General features: G+C 70.4%; 20 protein-coding genes. 7 read left to right on the forward strand and 13 right to left on the reverse strand.

Annotated elements, in window-relative coordinates; genetic code table 11:
• Nucleotides 1-138: 138 nt before the first annotated feature.
• Both ACIRA5_RS09085 and ACIRA5_RS09090 read left to right on the forward strand, forming a co-directional pair.
• Nucleotides 139-1,149 carry an acyl-CoA desaturase gene (locus ACIRA5_RS09085; RefSeq protein WP_403688921.1) on the forward strand — a complete coding sequence of 337 codons (1,011 nt, stop codon included), beginning with the start codon at nt 139-141 and terminating at the stop codon, nt 1,147-1,149.
• Complete coding sequence (locus ACIRA5_RS09090; RefSeq protein ID WP_054233024.1) at nt 1,146-1,826, forward strand: TetR/AcrR family transcriptional regulator; 681 nt, start codon at nt 1,146-1,148, stop codon at nt 1,824-1,826. The genes ACIRA5_RS09085 and ACIRA5_RS09090 overlap by 4 nt, the downstream gene beginning before the upstream one ends.
• Here ACIRA5_RS09090 and ACIRA5_RS09095 read toward each other — a convergent pair.
• The gene (locus tag ACIRA5_RS09095) at nt 1,823-2,224 is read right to left on the reverse strand and encodes a glyoxalase (protein ID WP_403688922.1); all 402 of its coding nucleotides are present in this window, start codon (nt 2,222-2,224) and stop codon (nt 1,823-1,825) included. The two genes, ACIRA5_RS09090 and ACIRA5_RS09095, sit on opposite strands and share 4 nt — an antisense overlap.
• Before the next feature lie 4 nt (nt 2,225-2,228).
• Complete coding sequence (locus tag ACIRA5_RS09100) at nt 2,229-3,038, reverse strand: trans-aconitate 2-methyltransferase (protein WP_403688924.1); 810 nt, start codon at nt 3,036-3,038, stop codon at nt 2,229-2,231.
• An 89-nt stretch (nt 3,039-3,127) separates the two neighbouring features.
• On the opposite strand from ACIRA5_RS09100, the gene tamR reads away from it, so the two are divergent.
• A complete protein-coding gene (tamR, locus tag ACIRA5_RS09105; RefSeq protein ID WP_060901813.1) occupies nt 3,128-3,625 on the forward strand; it encodes a MarR family transcriptional regulator TamR in 498 nt (165 codons plus the stop codon).
• Here tamR and ACIRA5_RS09110 read toward each other — a convergent pair.
• Entirely contained in the window at nt 3,584-4,351 is a 768-nt protein-coding gene (locus ACIRA5_RS09110) for a response regulator transcription factor (RefSeq protein ID WP_054233027.1), read from the reverse strand. The two genes, tamR and ACIRA5_RS09110, sit on opposite strands and share 42 nt — an antisense overlap.
• A gap of 256 nt (nt 4,352-4,607) precedes the next feature.
• On the opposite strand from ACIRA5_RS09110, the gene ACIRA5_RS09115 reads away from it, so the two are divergent.
• Nucleotides 4,608-5,072, forward strand: coding sequence for a GNAT family N-acetyltransferase (locus ACIRA5_RS09115; protein WP_403688926.1), 465 nt, complete (start codon nt 4,608-4,610; stop codon nt 5,070-5,072).
• Nucleotides 5,073-5,085: 13 nt separating this feature from the next.
• Here the strand turns inward: ACIRA5_RS09115 and galK are convergent, their stop codons facing one another.
• Genes galK through galT form a run of 3 tightly spaced genes read right to left on the reverse strand, consistent with a single transcriptional unit; the run spans nt 5,086 to nt 8,260 of the window.
• Nucleotides 5,086-6,228 (reverse strand): galactokinase, encoded by a 1,143-nt coding sequence (gene galK / locus ACIRA5_RS09120; protein WP_403688927.1) that lies wholly within the window; start codon nt 6,226-6,228, stop codon nt 5,086-5,088.
• A gap of 8 nt (nt 6,229-6,236) precedes the next feature.
• A complete protein-coding gene (gene galE, locus ACIRA5_RS09125; protein ID WP_099922229.1) occupies nt 6,237-7,199 on the reverse strand; it encodes a UDP-glucose 4-epimerase GalE in 963 nt (320 codons plus the stop codon).
• The gene (gene galT, locus ACIRA5_RS09130; protein WP_403688929.1) at nt 7,196-8,260 is read right to left on the reverse strand and encodes a galactose-1-phosphate uridylyltransferase; all 1,065 of its coding nucleotides are present in this window, start codon (nt 8,258-8,260) and stop codon (nt 7,196-7,198) included. The genes galE and galT overlap by 4 nt, the downstream gene beginning before the upstream one ends.
• Before the next feature lie 153 nt (nt 8,261-8,413).
• On the opposite strand from galT, the gene ACIRA5_RS09135 reads away from it, so the two are divergent.
• The 3 genes from ACIRA5_RS09135 to ACIRA5_RS09145 all read left to right on the forward strand — a co-directional run bounded on the left by ACIRA5_RS09135 (nt 8,414) and on the right by ACIRA5_RS09145 (nt 11,116).
• On the forward strand, nt 8,414-10,093 hold the full coding sequence (locus ACIRA5_RS09135; protein WP_403688930.1) for a sodium:solute symporter family protein: 1,680 nt from the start codon (nt 8,414-8,416) through the stop codon (nt 10,091-10,093).
• A 20-nt stretch (nt 10,094-10,113) separates the two neighbouring features.
• Nucleotides 10,114-10,413 (forward strand): hypothetical protein, encoded by a 300-nt coding sequence (locus ACIRA5_RS09140; RefSeq protein WP_403688932.1) that lies wholly within the window; start codon nt 10,114-10,116, stop codon nt 10,411-10,413.
• A gap of 223 nt (nt 10,414-10,636) precedes the next feature.
• Nucleotides 10,637-11,116: a hypothetical protein gene (locus ACIRA5_RS09145; RefSeq protein WP_403688935.1), complete on the forward strand. Its 480-nt coding sequence runs from the start codon at nt 10,637-10,639 to the stop codon at nt 11,114-11,116.
• 133 nt (nt 11,117-11,249) lie between these two features.
• Here the strand turns inward: ACIRA5_RS09145 and ACIRA5_RS09150 are convergent, their stop codons facing one another.
• The 7 genes from ACIRA5_RS09150 to rsmA all read right to left on the reverse strand — a co-directional run bounded on the left by ACIRA5_RS09150 (nt 11,250) and on the right by rsmA (nt 21,670).
• Nucleotides 11,250-11,957, reverse strand: coding sequence for a response regulator transcription factor (locus ACIRA5_RS09150; protein WP_352044332.1), 708 nt, complete (start codon nt 11,955-11,957; stop codon nt 11,250-11,252).
• Nucleotides 11,958-12,182: 225 nt separating this feature from the next.
• Nucleotides 12,183-14,084, reverse strand: a complete 1,902-nt coding sequence (locus tag ACIRA5_RS09155) for a PQQ-binding-like beta-propeller repeat protein (protein WP_403688937.1) — start codon at nt 14,082-14,084, stop codon at nt 12,183-12,185.
• A gap of 91 nt (nt 14,085-14,175) precedes the next feature.
• Entirely contained in the window at nt 14,176-16,083 is a 1,908-nt protein-coding gene (locus ACIRA5_RS09160) for a PQQ-binding-like beta-propeller repeat protein (protein WP_403688939.1), read from the reverse strand.
• Nucleotides 16,084-16,321: 238 nt separating this feature from the next.
• Nucleotides 16,322-18,130, reverse strand: a complete 1,809-nt coding sequence (locus tag ACIRA5_RS09165; protein WP_403688942.1) for an ABC-F family ATP-binding cassette domain-containing protein — start codon at nt 18,128-18,130, stop codon at nt 16,322-16,324.
• Between the two features lie 185 nt (nt 18,131-18,315).
• Nucleotides 18,316-19,671 (reverse strand): acyltransferase, encoded by a 1,356-nt coding sequence (locus ACIRA5_RS09170; protein WP_403688945.1) that lies wholly within the window; start codon nt 19,669-19,671, stop codon nt 18,316-18,318.
• Nucleotides 19,672-19,790: 119 nt separating this feature from the next.
• A complete protein-coding gene (locus ACIRA5_RS09175) occupies nt 19,791-20,678 on the reverse strand; it encodes a 4-(cytidine 5'-diphospho)-2-C-methyl-D-erythritol kinase (RefSeq protein WP_403689732.1) in 888 nt (295 codons plus the stop codon).
• 62 nt (nt 20,679-20,740) lie between these two features.
• Entirely contained in the window at nt 20,741-21,670 is a 930-nt protein-coding gene (gene rsmA, locus ACIRA5_RS09180) for a 16S rRNA (adenine(1518)-N(6)/adenine(1519)-N(6))-dimethyltransferase RsmA (protein WP_403688947.1), read from the reverse strand.
• Between the last annotated feature and the right edge of the window lie 114 nt (nt 21,671-21,784).

The raw sequence follows: 21,784 nt of genomic DNA on the forward strand, positions 1-21,784 counted from the left end.
TTGCCCCCAGGCTGCGCGCTGCCATACTTACGACGCCGTAAGTTACGGATGCGTAGGGCCTCCCGTCAGCTGGCAGGAGGACTCTGAGGTCCCGTAACCGGCCACCTCCCCCGCCCTCGAACCCCACAGGGGATGCTCATGCCCACGAGTTCCGACGTGATCGACGACGTCCCGCGGTCGCCCGACGACGCCTCGCTCCCCGCCGCCACGCTGGGTGGCGAGCGCAAGGGGTCACTCGAACAGATCACGCTGCTTCTCTTCATCGCTGTTCCGTTCGTAGCCCTCGTGGCAGCGGTGCCGCTGGCCTGGGGCCGGGGGGTGAGCTGGCTGGACATCGGCCTGCTGGTCTTCTTCTACTACCTGGGCTGCCACGGCGTCACGATCGGCTACCACCGCTATTTCACGCACGGCTCCTTCAAGGCGAAGCGCCCGTTGCGGATCGGGCTGGCGATCGCCGGTTCGATGGCGGTCGAGGGCCCTGTGGTCCGCTGGGTCGCCGACCATCGCAAGCACCACAAGTTCTCCGACGCCGAGGGTGACCCCCACTCGCCGTGGCGCTACGGGGAGTCGGTGCCGGCCCTGATGAAGGGCCTGTGGTGGGCGCACATCGGCTGGATGTTCGACGAGGAGCGGACCTCGCAGGAGAAGTACGCGCCGGACCTGATCAAGGACCCGGCGATCCGCGCGATCTCGCGCCAGTTCATCTACTGGACGGTGCTGTCCCTCGCTCTTCCCCCGCTGATCGGTGGTCTGGCGACGATGTCCTGGTGGGGCGCGTTCACCGGCTTCTTCTGGGGTTCGCTCGTCCGGGTGGCGCTGCTGCATCACGTCACCTGGTCGATCAACTCGATCTGTCACGCGGTGGGCAAGCGGCCCTTCAAGTCGCGGGACCGCTCGGGCAACGTGTGGTGGCTGGCCGTGCTCTCCTGCGGTGAGTCCTGGCACAACCTGCACCACGCGGACCCGACCTCGGCGCGGCACGGCGTGCAGCGTGGCCAGGTCGACTCCTCGGCGCGGATCATCCGCTGGTGCGAGCAGCTCGGCTGGGCGTACGACGTGCGCTGGCCGTCACGCTCGCGTATCGATTCGAAGCGCGACACGGGCGGGTCGGCCTCCCGGGGCAAGACGGAAACCGCTGAAGCGGCATGATTGACGGTGTGGCGACCGACTCCAGCAGCACCCCGAGCAGCAGTGAAAAGCCGCGGCGTGCGCGCCGCACCCGCATGACCGGTGCGGAGCGCCGTCAGCAGCTGCTGGAGATCGGTCGCACCCTGTTCGCGGCGAAGGGCTTCGAGGGGACGTCGGTGGAGGAGATCGCGGCGAAGGCCGGCGTCTCCAAGCCGGTGGTCTACGAGCACTTCGGCGGCAAGGAGGGTCTGTACGCGGTGGTGGTGGACCGCGAGATGCGCCGTCTGCTGGACATGGTGACCGGTTCCCTCACCGCCGGTCACCCCCGCGAGCTGTGCGAGCAGGCCGCCTTCGCCCTTCTGGACTACATCGAGGAGTACACGGACGGCTTCCGGATCCTGGTCCGCGACTCGCCCATTCCCCAGTCGACGGGTTCCTTCGCGTCGCTGATCTCGGACATCGCCACCCAGGTGGAGGACATCCTGGGCCGCGAGTTCAAGCTGCGCGGCTTCGACCCGAAACTGGCTCCCCTCTACGCCCAGGCCCTGGTGGGCATGGTCGCTCTGACGGGCCAGTGGTGGCTGGACGTCCGCAAGCCCCGCAAGGCGGAGGTGGCGGCTCATCTGGTGAACCTGGCGTGGCACGGCCTGGACGGTCTGGAGCCGAAGCCGCGTTTGATCGGGCATCGCAAGTCCTAGGACCCGGGCTGCTCCACGGACCCGAACGGCTCCGCGGATCCGAGTGGCTCCAGGAACTCCAGTCGGTTGCCGACGGGGTCCTCGGAGTAGAAGCGGCGGTGGCCGGGGAGGTTGTCGTCCCAGGTGGCCTCGGCCTGGTGGGCCCTCAGGTGGGCGGCGAACGCCTCGATGCCGGTGACGCGCAGCCCGGGGTGGGCCTTCTTCGCGGGCCGGAAGTCCTTCTCGATCCCCAGGTGCAGCTGCACGGCCCCCGCGCGGAACCAGCAGCCGCCGCGGGCGGCGAGGACGGGCGGTTTGGGGATCTCGGTCATGCCGAGAACCTCGACGTAGTACCCGCGCAGGAGGTCCTCCGAGCCGGGCGGGGCCGCGAGCTGGACGTGGTCGACGGCGGCGAGCATCCGCTCACGCTCCCTTGTGCGCCACGGCGAACAGGCGACGGAAGGGCAGTACCGTGCCGTACGGGGCCGTCGGATAGGCGTCGCGGAGCAGGTCGCGGTATTCGGCGACGAAGGCGTCGCGGGCTTCCGGGTCGTCGGCGAGGGCCGTGAGCACCGGGCGCAGCCCTGTGCCCTTCACCCAGTCCAGTACCGGATCCTCACCGGTCAGGATCTGCTGGTACGTCGTCTGCCAGATGTCCGTGTCGCAGCCGAGGCGAGCCAGCCGGTCCAGGTAGACCAGTGGTTCGTGGACGGAGTCCTCGTGTCGCAGGACGTCTTCGAGGCGGTTCTTCCAGCGGGCGGAGGCGGCGAGCTCGCGCATCAGGGCGTGCAGGGGCGCGTCGATGTTGTCGGGGACCTGGAAGGCGAAGGTGCCGCCGGGCGCCAGTGCGGCCACCCAGTCGCCAAACCGCTCCAGATGCCCGGGCACCCACTGCAGCGCCGCGTTCGACACGATCAGGTCGTACGTCTGCGTGGGCGCCCAGGTCGCGGCGTCCGCGTGGGCGAAGTCGAGGTGTCCGCCGCCGGCCGTGGGGCCCGCGTACGGCTGCGTCCTGGCGAGCATCTCGGGGGAGTTGTCGTACCCGGTGATGCGCGCGGTGGGCCAGCGGTCGGCGAGGAGGGCGGTCACGTTGCCGGGGCCGCAGCCGAGGTCGGCGATGCGGGGCGGGGTGCCGGGGAGGTCGGGGACCCGGGCGAGGAGGTCGATGAACGGGCGGGCGCGGTGGCCGGCGTGGCGCAGGTACTGGGCGGGATCCCAGGTGGGAGTGGTCATGTCCGCTACTTTCCCGCCCCATGTATCTCGATGTCAAGAAGCTTGATATCAAGAGACTTCATGTCGACACAACCACTACACTGATCGTCATGGAGGACGAGGTCGATCGGCTGGTCGCAGCATGGCGCCGGGAGCGCCCTGACCTCGACGTGGAACCGCTCGAGGTACTCAGCCGGGTGAGCAGGCTCGCCCGGCACCTGGACCGCGCCCGACGGCTGGCGTTCTCCGAGCACAGCCTGGAGCCCTGGGAGTTCGACGTGCTGACCGCGCTGCGGCGCGCGGGCTCCCCGTACCAGCTCTCCCCCGGCCAGTTGCTCACACAGACGCTCGTCACCTCCGGCACGATGACCAACCGCATCGACCGGCTGACGAAGAAGGGCCTGGTGGAGCGCCTCCCGGACCCGAGCGACCGCCGGGGCGTCCTCGTGCGCCTCACGGACGAGGGACGCGATCGCGCCGACCAGGCGCTGGCCGGACTTCTCGACCAGGAGCGCGCGATCCTGGCCGAACTCAGCAGGGCGCAGCGCGGTGAACTCGCGTCCCTGCTACGCCAGTTGACCGCCCCGTTCGACAACATCCCCGGCTAGGTCGACGGGTCCGACCCCGGCGCGGCGGGCGAGGGCGACCGCGGCGAGCGTCGAGTGGACGCCCAACTTCCCCAGCACGTTCTGCATATGGGTCCGGACGGTGTGCGGGGAGAGGAACAACCGCTCCGCGACGGCCTTCCGCCCCAGCCCCGCGACCATGCACCGCAGCACTTCCCGCTCCCGCGGCGTGAGCGACTCGACCAGCCGCTCGCTCTCGGTGCGGTGCTTGCGCGCGGCGGTCAACTCCCGCAGGACGCCGGTGAGCAGGGCGGGCGGCAGATGCGTCTCGTCGCGCAGCACACCCCGTATGACGGTCAGCAGCCGCGACAGGGAACAGTCCTTGGCGACCCACCCCGAGGCGCCGGCCTGCAGTGCGAGGGCGGCGCGGCGCGGATCGTCCTTCTCGGCGAGGACGACGATGCGCACGCTCGGCTGCCCCGAACGGACGCCCGCGACCAGCGAGATGCCGTCGACGAGCCCGTCCTCGTTGCCCTCCTGGACCGGTACGGCAGGACGGGCGCCGGGCAGATTGCCGCCCAGGTCGGCGTCGACGAGCAGTACGTCGAATCTGCGGCCCTCCGCGGACGCCCGCTCCAGGCAGCGCAGCGCGGCCGGGCCGCTGCCCGCGGCGGACACGTCGACGTCGGGCTCGGCGGCCAGGGCGGCGGCGAGCGACTCGGCGAAGATGCGGTGGTCGTCGACGACCAGGACACGGATGCGAACCACTGATACCCCCACTGGTCGGGGGACGGACCGGCGCAGGTACGACACCCGAAGTGATCCCGAGCCCGCTCGAACTCGGGAAACGGAGTGCCGCAGCCGCACGGCCGCCGCCGTGCTGGAACTGCTACCCCCACTTCGGGCGTCGTACCCGACTGTCTCGCCCCCTGATCAGCACCGGCCCCCACCGGCGCTGTTCACAGGGTACGACCGGGGGCGGGCAGCGGAAGGCAATTTGCAGAACTGATTGGCCGGCGCGTTTATGGTGAGTCGTATGTTTCGTATGGAGACAGGAGACGACAAAGACCGGCGTGATCTGCTCCGCCGGCGACTGCGCGACACGAACACACAGGCGTCCCCGATCCTCCGTGCTCTGCGCGGCACCCCTGCCGAACGGGAACTTCCGCTCCACGTCTGGGCCTTGGCCGCCGACGGGGCGCTCGCGGGCGGGCTCGTCGGTCACACCTGGACGACGTGGCTGCACGTGACGTACCTCTGGGTGGACGCGCCCCACCGCGGCGCGGGCCTCGGCGGCCGGCTCCTCGCCGAGGCCGAGCGCCTCGCCCGCGAGGAGCGCGGCTGTCGCAACTCCCGCCTGGAAACCTGGGACTTCCAGGCCCCCGAGTTCTACAAGAAACATGGCTACGAGGTGGTGTGCGTGATCCCCGACTATCCCCCGGGAATCACGGAATACACCCTGACCAAGCCGCTGCCCCGAGGCTTTTAGGGGCGCGGGGCTGTCACATCATGCGGCGGGCGCCCGCCGAAGGCACCGCCGGGAAGACCCGAGGAGCCGTGTAACCGGCGGAGCCGAACGCCTCGGTCACCGCCTTCGTCACCGTGTCCACATCCGCCGACTCCACCAGCACGATCGCCGAGCCGCCGAAGCCGCCCCCGGTCATCCGCGCACCCAGCGCCCCCGCGGCGTTGGCCGTGGCGACCACCAGGTCCAGTTCCTCACAGGAGATCCGCAGGTCGTCCCGGAGCGAGGCGTGCCCGTCCGTGAGGACCGGACCGATGGCCCGGACGTCCCCGGCGTCCAGCAGCGCGATGACCCGCTCCACCCGGTGGTCGTCGGAGACGACGTGGCGGACGTATCGGCGTACACGCTCGTCCGACAGGCGCGCGAGCGCCGCGTCGAGCTCCTCGTACGCGACATCCCGCAGATGCGAGACCCCGAGCTGCCGCGCGCCCTCCTCGCACCCTTCGCGCCGCTCGGCGTACGCCCCGTCGCCCAGCGCGTGCTTCACCCGCGTGTCGACGACCAGCAGCTCCAGCCCCTGGGAGGCCAGATCGAAGGGGACCTGCCGGAGGGACAGATCACGGCAGTCGAGGTGCAGGGCGTACCCCTCGGTGCAGCACGCGGACGCCGTCTGGTCCATGATCCCGCAGGGCACGCCGACGAAGTCGTTCTCGGCGCGCTGGGCGAGCCGGGCCAGTTCGGGCCCGGTGAGGCCGAGTTCGTACAGGTCGTTGAGGGCGAGCGCCGTCACGACCTCCAGAGCGGCGGAGGAGGACAGGCCCGCCCCCGTCGGCACGGTCGAGGCGAGGTGCACGTCCGCGCCCGTCACCGCGTGCCCCGCCTCGCGCAGCGCCCACACCACGCCCGCCGGGTACGCGGCCCAGCTGGTGTTGGTCAGCGGCGCCAGCTCGTCGACATGCAGTTCGACGACCGGGCCCTCGATGTCGGCGGAGTGCAGCCGCAGCACCCCGTCCGTGCGCCGCGACACCGCCGCCACCGCCGTGTGCGGCAGGGCGAGCGGCAACACGAACCCCTCGTTGAAGTCCGTGTACTCGCCGATCAGGTTGACCCGCCCCGGCGCCGCCCAGACGCCTTCCGGTGCGGTCCCGTACAGCTCCTCGAACCCCTCGCGAACGCCCACCGAATTACCTACCGCTCCTTGTTCTGAGCGAACGCCCACGCGTCCGCGACGATCCCCGCGAGATCCGCGCGGGACGGGTTCCAGCCGAGCCGCTCGCGCGCGGTCGCCGCCGAGGCGACGAGCACGGCCGGGTCCCCGGCCCGGCGCGGGGCCATGACCTCGGGGATCGGGTGCCCCGTGACCTGGCGGACGGTCTCGATGACCTCACGGACGGAGAAGCCGTTGCCGTTGCCGAGATTGCAGATGAGGTGCTCACCGGCGGTGGCCGCCTCGACGGCCAGCAGGTGCGCCTCCGCCAGGTCCGCCACGTGGATGTAGTCACGGACGCAGGTGCCGTCCGGCGTCGGGTAGTCGTCGCCGAAGACGGAGATCGCCTCCCGCCGCCCCTGCGCGACCTGGAGGACGAGCGGGATGAGGTGCGACTCGGGGTCGTGGCGCTCGCCCTGCGCCCCGTAGGCGCCGGCCACGTTGAAGTAGCGCAGCGACACCGCGCCCAGTCCGTGGGCCGCCGCCTCGCCGGTGATCATATGGTCGACGGCGAGCTTGGAGGCGCCGTAGGGGTTGGTGGGCCTCGTCGGCGCGGACTCGACGATCGGGGTCTGCTCCGGCTCGCCGTACGTGGCGGCCGTGGAGGAGAAGACCAGCTTGCGCACACCCGCCTCGCGCATCGCCGCGAGCAGCGCCATGGTGCCGCCGACGTTGTTGTCCCAGTACTTCTCGGGCTTCACGACGGACTCGCCGACCTGCGAGAACGCGGCGAAGTGCAGCACGGCGTCGTACGAGGAGTCCAGCCACTTGCCGGCGTCGCGGATGTCGCCCTCGATGAAGGAAGCCCCCGCCGGGACGCCCTCGCGGAAGCCCGTCGACAGGTTGTCGAGGACCGTCACCTCGTGACCGGCCTCGATCAGATGCTGCGCGACCACGCTGCCGACATAGCCCGCGCCACCCGTGACCAGGTACTTCCCACTCATGAACTCGCTACCTCTCGCAGTCGCTGGGCCGCGGCTTCCGGCGGCACGTCGTTGATGAACACGCTCATGCCGGACTCGGAACCCGCGAGGAACTTCAGCTTGCCGGAAGTGCGGCGAATGGTGAAAAGCTCGAGGTGAAGCGCGAAGTCGTCCCTGTTCACGCCGTCGAACTCGGCCAGCGCGCCGAACGGCGCCTGGTGCCAGGCGGCGATGTACGGCGTCGGAGGCTCCCCTTCACCGAAGATCCGGTCGAAGCGCCTCAAGAGTTCCAGATAGACCTGGGGGAACTCTGTGCGGGCCTCCTCGTCGAGCCCGAGCAGGTCGGGCACCCGCCGCTTGGGGTAGAGGTGGACCTCGTAGGGCCAGTGCGCGGCGTACGGCACGAAGGCGACCCACTGCTCGGTCTCCAGGACGATCCGGTCGCCCTCGGCGAGTTCGCGTGCGACGACGTCGTCGAAGAGGTTCTGGCCGCCGGTGGCCTCCTTGTGCGCGGCCAGCGAGCGCAGCATCAGGGCCGTACGCGGGGTGGTGAACGGGTAGCCGTAGATCTGCCCGTGCGGATGGCCGAGGGTGACGCCGATCTCCTCGCCGCGGTTCTCGAAACAGAAGACCTGTTCGACGGAGGAGAGATGGGACAGCTCCGCCGTGCGGTCCGTCCACGCCTCCAGGACGAGCCCCGCCTGCTCCTCGGTGAGGTCGGCGAAGGACGAGTCGTGGTCGGAGGTGAAGCAGACGACCTCGCAGCGCCCGGAGTCGCCGGCGAGCGAGGGGAAACGATTCTCGAAGACGACGACGTCGTACGAGGAGTCCGGGATCTCGCTCAACCGGTCGGCCCCCGAGGGGCACAGCGGGCACTCGTTCGCCGGGGGGTGGTAGGTGCGCCCCTGGCGGTGCGAGGCGATCGCGACCGAGTCGCCGAGGAGCGGGTCGCGGCGCACCTGGGAGCTGGTCACGGTGGGCTCCAGCGGGCGGCGGTCCGCCGCGTCGCGCACCGTGTCGTCGCGTGAGTCGTAGTAGATCAGCTCACGACCGTCGGCGAGCCGGGTCGAGGTCTTCTTCACCGCTGGACTCCTCATCCACACCACACCCAACCATCAAACATAACCGAACACAACAAACCACAAAGCAACAGGGACGTCAATGCCTGCGGGGGTTTGGGGGGTGTCTGTGAAGCTTGGGCAGCATCGTGGGACTCCTGGGGCATGGATACGGGCATGCATGCCCCCACATACCTCGCCGCAGGGCTCCGGCTCCCCACGAACGGGCTCGACTACACGATCCTCGGCATCTATTTCGTCGTCGTGCTCGGCATCGGTTTCGCCGCCAAGGCCTCGGTCAGGACCAGCCTCGACTTCTTCCTCTCCGGGCGGTCGCTGCCCGCCTGGATCACCGGCCTCGCGTTCATCTCCGCCAACCTCGGCGCGACCGAGATCCTGGGGATGGCCGCGAACAGCGCGCAGTACGGCGTCTACACCGTGCACTGGTACTGGATCGGCGCAATCCCCGCCATGGTGTTCCTGGGCCTGGTGATGATGCCGTTCTACTACGGCTCGAAGGTCCGCTCGGTCCCCGAGTTCCTGCTCCTGCGCTTCGACAAGGCGGCGCACCTGCTGAGTTCGATCCTGTTCGCCTTCGCGGCGATCCTGATCGCGGGCGTCAACCTGTACTCACTGGCGATCGTGGTCGAGGCACTGCTCGGCTGGCCGCAGTGGGTGGCGATCGTGATCGCGGGGTTCTTCGTCCTGGCGTACATCACGCTCGGCGGCCTGTCCTCGGCGATCTACAACGAGGTGCTGCAGTTCTTCGTGATCCTCGCGGCCCTGATCCCGATCGCCACGCTCGGTCTGAAGCGGGTCGGCGGCTGGGACGGCCTGACCCACTCGCTCGACAAGACCCACGGCAGTGACTTCACCACCGCCTGGGGCGGTACGGGCATCGGCCATGTGAACCCGCTGGGCGCGAACTGGCTGACCATCGTCCTCGGCCTCGGCTTCGTCCTCTCCTTCGGCTACTGGACGACGAACTTCGCGGAGGTGCAGCGCGCGCTCTCGGCGAAGAACCTGTCGGCGGCCCAGCGCACCCCGCTCATCGCGGCGTTCCCCAAGATCTTCATCGTCTTCCTGGTGATGATCCCGGGCCTGGTGGCGGCGGTCCTGGTGCCCAGGATCGGCACGAGCGGCTCGAACCTCCAGTACAACGACGCGGTCCCGTACCTGATGCAGGAACTGCTGCCGAACGGCGTGCTGGGCATCGCGGTGACGGGGCTCCTGGCGGCCTTCATGGCGGGCATGGCGGCCAACGTCTCGTCGTTCAACACGGTGTTCACGTCCGACATCTGGCGGCGCTACGTCATGACCGACCGGGAGGACTCCTACTACGTCCGCTTCGGACGCCTGATCACGGTGATCGGTGTCCTGGCGTCGATCGGTACGGCGTTCCTGGCGTCTTCCTTCTCCAACATCATGGCCTACCTGCAGACCCTCTTCTCCTTCTTCAACGTGCCGATGTTCGTGGCCTTCATCGTCGGCATGTTCTGGAAGCGCGCGTCGGCGAAGTCGGGATTCTGGGGCCTGTTGGCAGGCACGACGGCGGCGATGGTCAATTACTTCGTCATCTACAAGCAGGGGATCATCGCCATCCCCTCCGACCAGGGAGCCAACTTCGTCTCCGCGATCGCGGGCTTCGTGGCCGGCGCGGTGGTGATGGTCGCGGTCTCCCTCTTCACGGCACCCAAACCGGCGGAGGACCTCCAGGGCCTGGTCTACGGCACCGTCTCCCCCGGCATGGCCGAGCCGCCGGCCGCGGGCGACGACGCGTGGTACCGCAGGCCGGCACTGCTGGGCTGGGGCGCGCTGATCCTGGCGGCGGCCTGCTACATCCCGTTCTCGTTCTGACGCAGGAGGCCTGAGCAACCATGTCCGACCACTATTCGGACCGTGATGTCCAGCGCGAGGTCACGGAGCTGGAGCATCAGTCCGCGACCGCGACCCGCCTCTTCGACATCCGCACCGTCATCGGCGGCCTGTTCGTCGTCTACGGCGTCATCGTCACCCTCGCGGGCCTGACCGCCTCCGACGCCGAACTCGCCAAGGCCCAGGGCGTCAACATCAACCTCTGGACCGGCCTCGGCATGCTCGCCCTGGGCATCTTCTTCCTGCTGTGGCTGTGGCTGCGCCCGCTGGCTCCGCCCGCGCCGTTGCCCGACGAGGAATGACCACTCCAGGTGGTCGCCCGTTCACAGTAGCGAGCACCCCCGTTCGAAGCATCTCCGTCACGCGCCTCTGACCTGCGCCTTCCCTCCCAGCGAGGACCTTGGCGAACAGCACGGCCTGGAGTGCATAGGACACGTGGAGTTGCCGGAGGCCACGCCGCGGGGCCTCCTGAGCTCGGGGATACCTCCCCAACTTCTTCACACAACACACGAAGAAAGGCGCGGAATGTTCTCTTTCAAGCGCTTCGGGTCCGTTGTCGCCTCGGCCGCGGCCCTGGCCTCCCTGTCCATGGCCATAGCCCCGGCGGCCCTCGCCGCCTCGGACCCGCAGCCCGTCGTCCAGGAGTCCAAGGGCCCGAAGCCGCCGACGACCCCGACGGTCTGCGCCACGCTGAGCGGTCAGCTCTCCACGCAGCTGCAGGCCGCCGCGACGGCTCTGGCCACCACGCCGACGCCCAACGTCGCCGCGGCCCAGACGGCGGTGGCCGCGGCCCAGGCCACGGTCGCACAGCTCCGTGCCGCCGGGTGCCTCCCGGCAGCGCCTCCGACGCCGCCGACCTGTGCGGCCCTCGCTCTGCAGGTGCAGGCGCAGCTGCAGGTCCTCACCGCCGCGCTGGCGGCCATCCCGCCCGTCCCGGCCAACATCACCGCGGCGCTGAACGCGGTGCTCGCCACCGCGGCGCAGCTCTCCACCGCTTGCACGTGACCGGTCGTTCACCGCGCACCGTGCCGGCGACTCACGAACACGCCTGACATCGCGGTCTGAACGTATGACGTCTGCGGCGTTGGGTTCGGCGGTACTTCACCGTCGGACCCAACGCCCTTTGCGTACGCGGTGACTACGCGGGCCCAGGGTCTTCCGCACTCCCCAGCCCCGCCGCCACCGGCCCCGCCCGGTCCAGCAAGCCTGTCCGCGCGGCCAGGGCGGCCGCCTCCAGCCGCGATCCCACCCCCAGCTTCATCAGCACCCGCTGGACATGGGTCCTGGCGGTCGACGGGGCTATCCCCATACCGGCCGCGATGAGCCTCGTGTCCTCCCCGTCCGCGACCCTCACCAGGACCTCCACCTCGCGTGGAGTGAGCATCTGCAGAAGCCGCTGGCCCTCGTCGTCCGGTTGGGCGGCGGGGTTCAGCAGCTCGCTGAAGGCGCCCTGGAGCAGGGCGGGGGCGACCGCCGCCTCACCCGCCCTCGCCTTCATGATGGCGCGCTCGACTCCCTCTATGCGCTCGTCGTGGCGTACGTAGCCCGACGCGCCCGCGGCGAACGCTGCGGCGATACCGCGCGGGTTCGGGACCGGACCCAGCACCAGGACCGCCACCTGCGGACGCTCTCGTTTGATCCTGATCACCGGGTCGAAGATTCCCGGCTCGGCGGGTGTCGCCGTGCCGATCAGGCACACCTCCGGTGCCCTGGTGATCACCAGCTCCGCCGCTCCCGCGGCGGGCGCCGCCGCGGCGAGCACCCGGTGCCCCCGCAGTTTCAACGCCGAGGCCAACGCCTCGGCGAGCAGTCGGTGGTCGTCGACCACCATGAGCCGCACTCCCATCGAGCAACCCCCCAGTCCCCCCAAGCATCCCCACTGGTTCCCCGTGGATTAGGAGCCCCCCGGCTCTCCATCCCCCGGAAGCTACACGCTTGTTCGACGTTGCGCTTCCCCTACCGGTGAGAAGTGCCCCGGAATATCGAAATTCCTCGCATTCGGGAGTGATGAGGGGTAAGCGAACGGCCCCGTCCCTGAGCTGGGACGGGGCCATGGTCAAAAGAAGTTGACCTACTGCGTGCCGAACGCGATCGCCAGGTACTCCTTCTCGGAGGCGCTGTACGGCTTGTGGGCGTAGACCGCGGACATGTACAGGTGACCCTCGCTGTAAAGGATCTCGGCGTAGTCCGGGAGCATGCTCGTCTCCGCGTCGCGGACCGCCTCGGTCGCCGGGTTCTCCAGGAGCTTGGTCTCCTTGAAGGAGGTGCCGTCGATGCTCACGATCTGACCGCCCTTGTCGTAGGGCGGACGCTTGTACGCGAGAAGGTTGCCGCCGTCCATGCGCAGCGGGGAGATGTCGTAGCCGTCGCCCGCGTCCGCGCGCTGGCCGGTCTGCTTGCCGGTGCCCAGGTCGAAGGCGACGATCTCGTTGATCTGGCCGGACTGGCCGCCGTCGTGCTGCTCGGTCGGGATGTAGAGCCTGTCGTTGCCGACCACCAGTTTCGTGCAGCCCTCGATCCTGCTGATGCCGTCGCACTTGGCGGCGTAGGTCTTGCCCGGCGCGGAGATCCTGGTGCGCAACTGGCCGGTCTTGTTGTCGATGGAGAAGAAGTCCGAGATGCCGCTGCCGTCACCGGCGGAGTCGCCGACGTCGGCGGCCACCACCAGCGGGTTGGTCGACACGACGCTCGCGTACTCGATGCCGGGCGACATCTTGTACTCCGAGATCACCTTCCCGGAGGCCGGGTCGATGGTCTGGATGTGCAACTGCCGCGTACTGCCGTACTCGCCGCACTTGCGGACCGCGACCAGCTTGTCGCCGCCGCCGTACCCGGCGTCGTAGCAGGTGTCCGTGGGCTTGGGTGCCCACAGCACCTTGCCGGTGGAGATGTCGAACGCGGCGCCACCGTTGGTGCTGCCGACGGCGACGGTGTTCGCGCTGGTGGTGACGTTTTCGAGGCCGATCTTCTGGTCACCGGACGTGACCGACTTCGTCCACAGCAGCTTGCCCGCGGCGAGGTCGAGGGCGGAGACCTCGCTGCAGCCGTGGGAAGGCTTCGCCTTGGTCGGCATGGCGGGCTCGTAGACGATCGCGGTCCGGCCGGAATCGGTGGTGTGGCGGCTGGCCGTGCACACCGGGCCGGGGAGCTTGATCGTCCAGACCTTGGCGCCGGAGTCGGGGTCGTAGCCGTCGATCTCGGCGTCGCCGCTCTTGGCGTACACCTTGTCGGTGAGCCAGGAGCCGACGGTGGACACGCTGCTCTCCGCGGGCACGGCGGGCGCGGGGACCTGGAAGAGGACCTTGGAGCTGGTGTCGGCGGGGACCTTCTCCTTGCCGGTGGAACCGGTGGTCTTGTCGCCGCCCGAACCGCCCTTGCCTCCGGTGCCGCCGCTCGTACCGGAGGAGTTGTTCTTGCTGTCGTCCTTGCCGGAGCTCGCGTACCAGACCCCGCCGCCGATGATCAGCGCGACGGCCACCACGGCCGCCACGATGATGACCACCTGGCTGTTCGGCTTCCGCCCGCCGCCCCCGCCCTGGGGAACCTGGGGCTGCATCGGGTAGGTCGGCGGCTGCTGCGGATAGCCGTAGCCGTACGGGGGGCCCGGGGGCTGGGCGGGCTGCTGGCCGGGGTAGCCGTAGCCCGGCTGGGCCGGGGGCCCCGGCGGGGGTGCCTGCTGCGGGTAGCCGTAACCGGGACCCTGCGGAGGCTGCGGGGCGCCGAACCCACCGGGCGGCGGAGCCTGGGGCGCGCCGAATCCGCCCGGCGGAGGGTCCTGAGGGGCGCCGAAGCCACCCGGCGGAGGATCCTGCGGCGCGCCGAAGCCACCCGGCGGAGGATCCTGCGGCGCGCCGAAGCCACCCGGCGGAGGATCCTGCGGCGCGCCGAAGCCACCCGGCGGAGGGTCCTGCGGCGCGCCGAAGCCACCCTGTGGGGGCTGGTTCGGCGGTGGTGGGGGTGGCGGCTGGCTCATGACGTGTCTACCTCGGATGCGGATGCGTTGGGGACGGAGATGCGGGAGACGAGGAAGGTGGCGAACGAGGCGAAGGTGGCGTGAGCGTGCGTCACTTGCCGTAGGCCAGCATCAACTTCTCCTTCGACTGGTCGTTGCCCGTCAGCCGGGTGGTGGAGAGGTAGAAGCGCCCGTCCACGTAGTCGACCGCCTTCGAGAAGAAGCCGTTCTCGACCGACGCCGTGCCCTGCGGGTTCTGCAGCAGTTTGGTGGGCTGGTGACTGCTTCCGGTCGTGGGGATCGACACGATCTGCCCGCCGGCGTCGTACGACGGTTCGACGTACGCGATCAACCGCGTGCCGTCCATCTTCAGCGGCAGCATCGACTCGGCGGCCGGGGACTTGACGCGCCACTTCTCCTTGCCGGTCGACAGGTCGAAGGCGACGATCTCGTTGGCGCCGCTCTTCGCCTCGGTCGGCAGATAGAGCGTGTTCGCGTCGGCGGCGGTGCCGAAGCAGCCTGTCAGGTCGCGGTCGAGGATGGCGAAACCGCACTCGGGCCTGAAGGCGTCGCTGCTCTTGAGCTGCGAGCGGACGGCACCGTTGTCCTTGAACGTGGTGACGTTGACCTTCTTCTGGTCCTTGTTGGTCATGTAGATGACGACGGGGTCGACGGAGTACGTGCGCTCGACCGACCAGCCCTTGGGGATCTTCGTGGTCCACTTGGCCTTGCCGGTGGCCGGGTCCAGCTGCTGCACCTCGTCGTGCTCGGTGTCGGTGGCGGCACCGCAGGAGGCGACGGACAGCAGCTTGGCGCCGCCCGCGAACGCGGCCGGGTAGCAGGCCTGGCCGTAGTTCTTCTTGTCCCAGAGCTTCTTGCCGCTGGTGATGTCGTACGCCGTGCCGGACTGCGAGCGACCGACCATCAGCGTCTTGCCGGTGACCGACAGTTCGATGGTGAGCGTGCTGTCGAAGAGCGCTCCGTCAGCGACCTTGCCGCTCCAGCCCTTGGCACCGGTGTCGAGGTCTATCTGCTGGAGCTGGTTGCACTTGGCGCTGTCACCGGCACCGCTCTTGTACGCCACGACGACCTTGTCGTCGGACGTCTTCTGCGGGGTGACCGCGCAGATCGGCTGCGGGAACGTGATCGGGTCCCAAGTGGGCTTGCCGTCCCCGACGTTGTACGCGAACACCTGCGTGTACGCGGCTTTCACCGCTGTCTTGTCGGTGATCCACAGGCCGGGGGCGTCAGCGCCGGAACCGGGCGCGTCGGGCGCCTGCTTGTACCAGAGCACCTTCGCCTCACCGGCCTGGCGGCCCGCGTTGAGGTTCTCGGGGTCCCCGCCACCGTTGCCGCTGCCGTCACCGGGGTTGACCGGATCGGCGGAGGAGGAGGCCTTCGCGCCCTTGCTGTCCTGGGCGACCGGCTTCTTGCCGTCGTCGCCGCCCCCGCCGCTGACGGCCCAGACCGCCCCGCCGACGACGAGCAGCGCGGCCACGGCGGCGCCGATGACCATGGCCGGGCGGCCCTTGAAGGGGTTCCTGGAACCACCGGGAGGAGGCGGAGGGGTGGCCGGGCCGCCGGGATACTGCGCCTGGCCCGGATAGCCGTACCCGGACCCGTATCCGGGCTGCTGACCGTATGCGGGCTGCTGACCGTACGGGCCGGGCTGGGCGTACGGCCCCGGCTGCTGCTGCGGTGGTGCGTACGGCCCCGGCTGCTGCGGCGGCTGTGCGTACGGGCCCGCCTGCTGTGGCGGTGGTGCGTACGGGCCCGCCTGCTGTGGCGGTGGTGCGTACGGGCCGGGCTGGGCGTAAGGCCCGGGCTGCTGCGGGTATCCGTAACCGGGCGCCGGCGGACCGGTGGGCGGAGGGGGCGTGCCCTGGGGCGTGTTGGGGGGTGCGCCGAACCCTCCCTGCGCCGGTGCCGCCGGTGGAACCGGTGGCGTCGACGGCGTCGGTGGCTGGTCCTGCGGTGCTCCGAAGTCACCCTGCGGCGGCTCACTCGGCGGCTGACTCATCAGCGCGTTCCCCCTCGTTCACTGATGTGGCGCCCCACCGGCGGCGCGGTCGGCGGCGCCGATTTCGCGCCACACCGGTGGTTCTCAGACTGTTCTCAGACGGACCTTTCTATCACTCTGGGGACCTCGAACAAGGGGCCGGTACTCCCCCTGTTCCCAAGGGAGGACCGGCCCGTGATGCCCTCGTTATGCGCCTTCACGCCCCCTTCACGGGACGCGCGCGCCACCCGCCAGGGGCTTACGCGTCCTCCGCGAGCTCCAGCCAGCGCAGCTCCAGTTCCTCGCGCTCACCGGTCAACTGGCGCAGTTCGGCGTCGAGTTTGGCGACCTTCTCGAAGTCGGTGGCGTTGTCGGCGATTTGGGTGTGGAGCTTGCTCTCCTTCTCGGAGATCTTGTCGAGCTGACGCTCGATCTTCTGCAGCTCCTTCTTCGCGGCGCGGGCGTCGGCGGCGGAGGCGGCCCTGACGGACGGCGCGGGCGCGGCGGCGAGCACGGCGGCCGCGGCGACCTCCTCCATGCGCTTGCGCCGCTCCAGGTACTCGTCGATCCCGCGCGGCAGCATCCGCAGGGTGCTGTCGCCGAGGAGCGCGAACACGTTGTCCGTCGTGCGCTCGATGAAGAACCGGTCGTGGGAGATCACGATCATCGAGCCGGGCCAGCCGTCGAGCAGGTCCTCCAGCTGGGTCAGCGTCTCGATGTCGAGGTCGTTGGTGGGCTCGTCGAGGAAGAGGACGTTGGGCTCGTCCATGAGCAGCCGCAGCAGCTGAAGCCGCCGCCGCTCACCACCGCTGAGGTCCCCGACGGGCGTCCACTGCTTGTCCTTGTTGAAGCCGAACGTCTCGCACAGCTGTCCCGCGGTCAGCTCGCGTCCCTTGCCCAGGTCGACCCGGTCGCGGACGGCCTGCACGGCCTGCAGCACCCGCCAGGTCGGGTCGAGCTCGGCGACCTCCTGCGACAGATAGGCGAGCTTGACGGTCTTGCCGGTGCTGATCCGCCCGGCGACGGGCTGCGTCTCCCCGTCGCTGCGGGCGGCCTCGGCCATGGCGCGCAGAAGGGAGGTCTTGCCGGCTCCGTTCACCCCCACGAGCCCGACCCGGTCGCCGGGTCCGAGCTGCCAGGTGAGGTGCTTGAGCAGGACCTTCGGGCCCGCCTGCACCGTCACGTCCTCAAGATCGAAGACCGTCTTGCCCAGGCGCGAGCTGGCGAACTTCATCAGTTCGCTCTTGTCGCGGGGCGGCGGCACGTCCGCGATCAGCTCGTTGGCGGCCTCGATGCGGAAGCGCGGCTTGGAGGTACGGGCGGGGGCGCCGCGCCGCAGCCAGGCCAGCTCCTTGCGCACCAGGTTCTGCCGCTTGACCTCCTCGGTGGCGGCGATGCGCTCACGCTCCGCCCGCGCGAAGACGTAGTCGGAGTACCCGCCCTCGTACTCGTACACCGCGCCCTTCTGTACGTCCCACATACGGGTGCAGACCTGGTCGAGGAACCACCGGTCGTGGGTCACGCACACCAGCGCCGACCGCCGCTCCCGCAGGTGCTGGGCGAGCCAGGCGATGCCCTCCACGTCCAGGTGGTTGGTGGGCTCGTCGAGGATGATCAGGTCCTGCTCCTCGATGAGCAGCTTGGCGAGCGCGATACGGCGGCGCTCACCGCCGGAGAGCGGGCCGATCACCGTGTCGAGCCCCTGCGGGAACCCCGGCAGGTCAAGGCCGCCGAACAGTCCCGTCAGGACGTCCCTGATCTTGGCGTTGCCCGCCCACTCGTGGTCGGCGAGGTCCCGGATGACCTCGTGCCGGACGGTGGCGGCGGGATCGAGGGAATCGTGCTGGGTCAGCACTCCCAGATGCAGCCCGCCGGAGTGCGTGACGCGGCCGGTGTCGGCCTCCTCCAGCTTGGCGAGCATGCGGATGAGGGTGGTCTTGCCGTCGCCGTTCCGCCCGACCACACCGATCCGGTCGCCCTCGCTGACGCCGAGGGAGACTCCGTCGAGCAGGGCACGGGTGCCGTACACCTTGCTGACGGACTCGACATTGACCAGGTTGACGGCCATTTCTCTCCTGTAACAAGGGGGACGATCGACCCTCAAGGGTAGTCCGGCTCCCTCACCTCCCGAGCCACACGGGTGGGGGCTCCGGCTGCGGGCCGGTGGGGCCCGGGGCTGTGTCGATATGCGGCTCCGCCGCGCGGCGCGACCGGACACCACCGGCCCGCAGACAACGCACCCGCCCCGCATACTTACGCGGCCGCGGGCCGCCCCCGTCCCGCACGCTCCACCAGCAGCCACCCCACGAGCGTCATCGCCACGGCGACCGGAGCCGTCACCCGGACCGCGATCAGTACCGCCGTACGCCCTTCCAGCAACCCGCCGAACCCGACCATGGAGAGCCCCAGCACCCCGAAGAGGCACAGCGTCACACCGAGCGCGGCGGCCGGCCGCGCACCCGCGGACGGCGCCCCCGGGTCCCGTACGACCGCGGCAGAGGGCTGTTCGTACCTCCGGAACACGGTGACGAGCAGCGCCGTCACCGCACCGGCCACCACCACTCGCACCGGCACCTGGGCCCACCACGCCCCCGTCGCGGGCTCCGGCAGCCGTGCACCGAGGGCCAGCAGCGCCCCGTACACACCGAGCATCGCGGTGAGGTGCCACAGGAAGGCCGTCATGGACACGCCGTTGGCCGCGACGACCGCACGCCACACCCGCGGCCGGCGCAGCCACCGCTGCGCGGCGCCCCGCAGCGACTCCACCCCGCCGACCAGCCACAGCCCGTGGCACAGCAGCGCGAAGGTGGGCGGCGCCATGTTGGAGATCTTCTCGCCGGGCATCCCGACCATGGACAGCGGATACGGCCCGTACGCCACCAGCAGCACCGCCCCGGCGAGCCCGGCGCCCGCGAGGAGGTAGGGGCGTCCCAGCTTCCCGTCCGCGCGCAGGAAACCGAGCTGATGGACGGCGAGCCAGACGAAGGCGAAGTTCAGGAACTCGACGTACGGCACCCCGAACGCGAACCGCAGCACGTCCACGAGCCCGGCCGCGGCGACGAGCCCGCCGAACGCGCCCCACCCGTACCGCTCGTGCAGCCGTAGCAGCGGCGGGGTGAAGGCCACCATCGCCAGGTAGATCCCTATGAACCACAGCGGCTGGGCGACGAGTCGCAGCGACACGTCCAGCAATCCGCCCTGCCTGCCCGCGAGTTGCAGAGCGAGCGCGAGTGCTCCCCACACGCCGATGAACACCACGGTCGGCCGCAGCAGCCGCTGCAACCTGGCGCGCAGGAACACGGAGTAGAGAGCCCCTCCCCCGTTCTCCGCGGCCTTGCGTCGCAGCGAGCGGTACGACAGCGCGTGCGAGAAGCCGCCGACGAAGAAGAAGACGGGCATGACCTGGAGGGCCCAGGTGAGCAGCTGGAGGCGGGGCTCCACGGCGAGCAGGTTCCCGACCTCGGCCCGGCCGTCGCCGCGCACCGACACGGCGGCCATCAGCCAGTGCCCGAGCACCACCGTGCCGAGCGAGGCGACCCGCAGCAGGTCGACGTACTTGTCGCGCGAGGCGGGTGTGGCCTCGGCGAGGGCGTGAGCGCTTGATGCCATACGAGTACGGTCGCGCCGTCCGCCGCTACGGCGTCAGCGCGCCCGTACTCAATTCGCCTCTGAGTACCGGGCCCGTGACGTGCCTCCGAGTACCGCCGCACGTGACGTGCCCGTGCGGGTCAGACGACCGTCGCGCCGGGGGCGGGGCCGTCGGTGACCCGTACCGTCCGGCAGGTGCCGGAGGCGCGCAGCGCGTCGGCGACCGTGCGCGCGGACGCGGCGTCCGCCGCGAGGAAGGCCGTGGTCGGCCCCGAGCCGGAGACCAGGGCCGCGAGCGCACCGGCGCTCCGCCCGGCGGCGAGCGTGTCGGCGAGGGCCGGGAAGAGGGAGAGGGCAGCGGGCTGGAGGTCGTTGGAGACGGCGCGGGCGACGGCCCCGGCGTCCCCCTTGGCCAGCGCGTCGAGCAGCTCCTGCGAGGCGACCGGCTCCGGGATCCGCACGCCCTCGTTCATCCGGTCGAACTCCCGGAAGACCGCCGGGGTCGACAGCCCGCGCTCGGCGATCGCGAAGACCCAGTGGAAGGTCCCGCCGACGTCCAGCGTCCGCAGCTGCTCACCCCGCCCGACACCCAGCGCCGCCCCGCCCACCAGGCTGAACGGCACGTCACTGCCCAACTCGGCGCAGATGTCGAGGAGTTCCTCGCGGGAGGCGTTCGTCCCCCAGAGGGCGTCGCAGGCGAGCAGCGCGCCGGCGCCGTCGGCGCTGCCGCCCGCCATGCCGCCCGCGACGGGGATGTCCTTGGCGATGTGGAGGTGGACCCTCGGTTCGACGCCGTACCGGCGGGCGAGTTCGAGGGCCGCGCGGGCCGCCAGGTTCGTGGAGTCGAGAGGGACCTGGTCGGCGTCCGGGCCCTCGCAGGTGATCCGCAGCTCGTTTGCCGGCGTCACGGTGACCTCGTCGTACAGCCCTACGGCGAGGAAGACGTTGGCCAGGTCGTGGAAGCCGTCGGGGCGGGCGGCGCCGACGGCGAGCTGGACGTTGACCTTGGCGGGGACACGTACGGTCACGACGTCCGTGCCCGTGCCCCTGCCCTTGCCCGTGTGCGTCGTGGGCTCGGTCTTCGACTCCGTCACGGCTGAGCGCTCTCCTTGTTCTCGGCCTTGTGCTCGGCGTTCTCAGCCTTGCCCTCGGCCTTGTCCTCGGCCTTGTTCTCGGCGATACGGGCGAACTCCTCCACCGTCAGCGACTCCCCGCGGGCCTGCGGTGAGACCCCGGCGGCGACGAGCGCGGCCTCGGCGGCGGGCGCGGAACCGGCCCACCCGGCGAGGGCGGCGCGCAGCGTCTTGCGCCGCTGGGCGAAGGCGGCGTCGACGACCGCGAAGACCTCGCGCTTGGAGGCCGTGGTCCTGATGGGCTCGGCGCGCCTGACGAGCGACACGAGGCCGCTGTCGACGTTCGGCGCGGGCCAGAAGACGTTCCGTCCGATGGAGCCGGCCCGCTTCACGTCGGCGTACCAGTTGGCCTTGACGCTCGGCACGCCGTACACCTTCGAGCCGGGGTCGGCGGCGAGCCGGTCGGCGACCTCGGCCTGCACCATCACCAGCGTGCGCTCGATGGTCGGGAAGGTGGCGAGCATGTGCAGCAGCACGGGGACGGCGACGTTGTACGGGAGGTTCGCGACGAGGGCGGTGGGGGCGGGGCCGGGGAGTTCGTTCACGTGCATGGCGTCGGAGTGCACGAGGGCGAAGCGGTCGGCGCGGGCCGGCATACGGGCGGCGATGGTCACCGGGAGCGCCCCCGCGAGTACGTCGTCGATCTCCACGGCGACGACCCGGTCGGCCGCCTCCAGCAGCGCGAGGGTCAGCGAGCCGAGGCCCGGGCCGACCTCGACGACCACGTCGTCGGCCCGCACACCGGCGGTGCGCACGATGCGGCGCACGGTGTTGGCGTCGATCACGAAGTTCTGGCCGCGCTGCTTGGTGGGCCGCACACCGAGGGCACCCGCGAGCTCGCGGACGTCGGCGGGGCCCAGGAGGGCGTCGGGGGTGGGGCTGTTCACGCCCCAAGACTACGGGGACGCGGGGCGCAGCCCCCGCCTCAGGGGGCGCGGGGCGCTGCTGAACATGCGGCTGGGCCGCGTGGGCGCGAACAACCCCCACCGGGCCCGCAGCCG

This window comes from Streptomyces sp. NPDC096311 (genome assembly GCF_044763085.1).
In the GTDB taxonomy this organism is placed as follows: Bacteria; Actinomycetota; Actinomycetes; order Streptomycetales; family Streptomycetaceae; genus Streptomyces.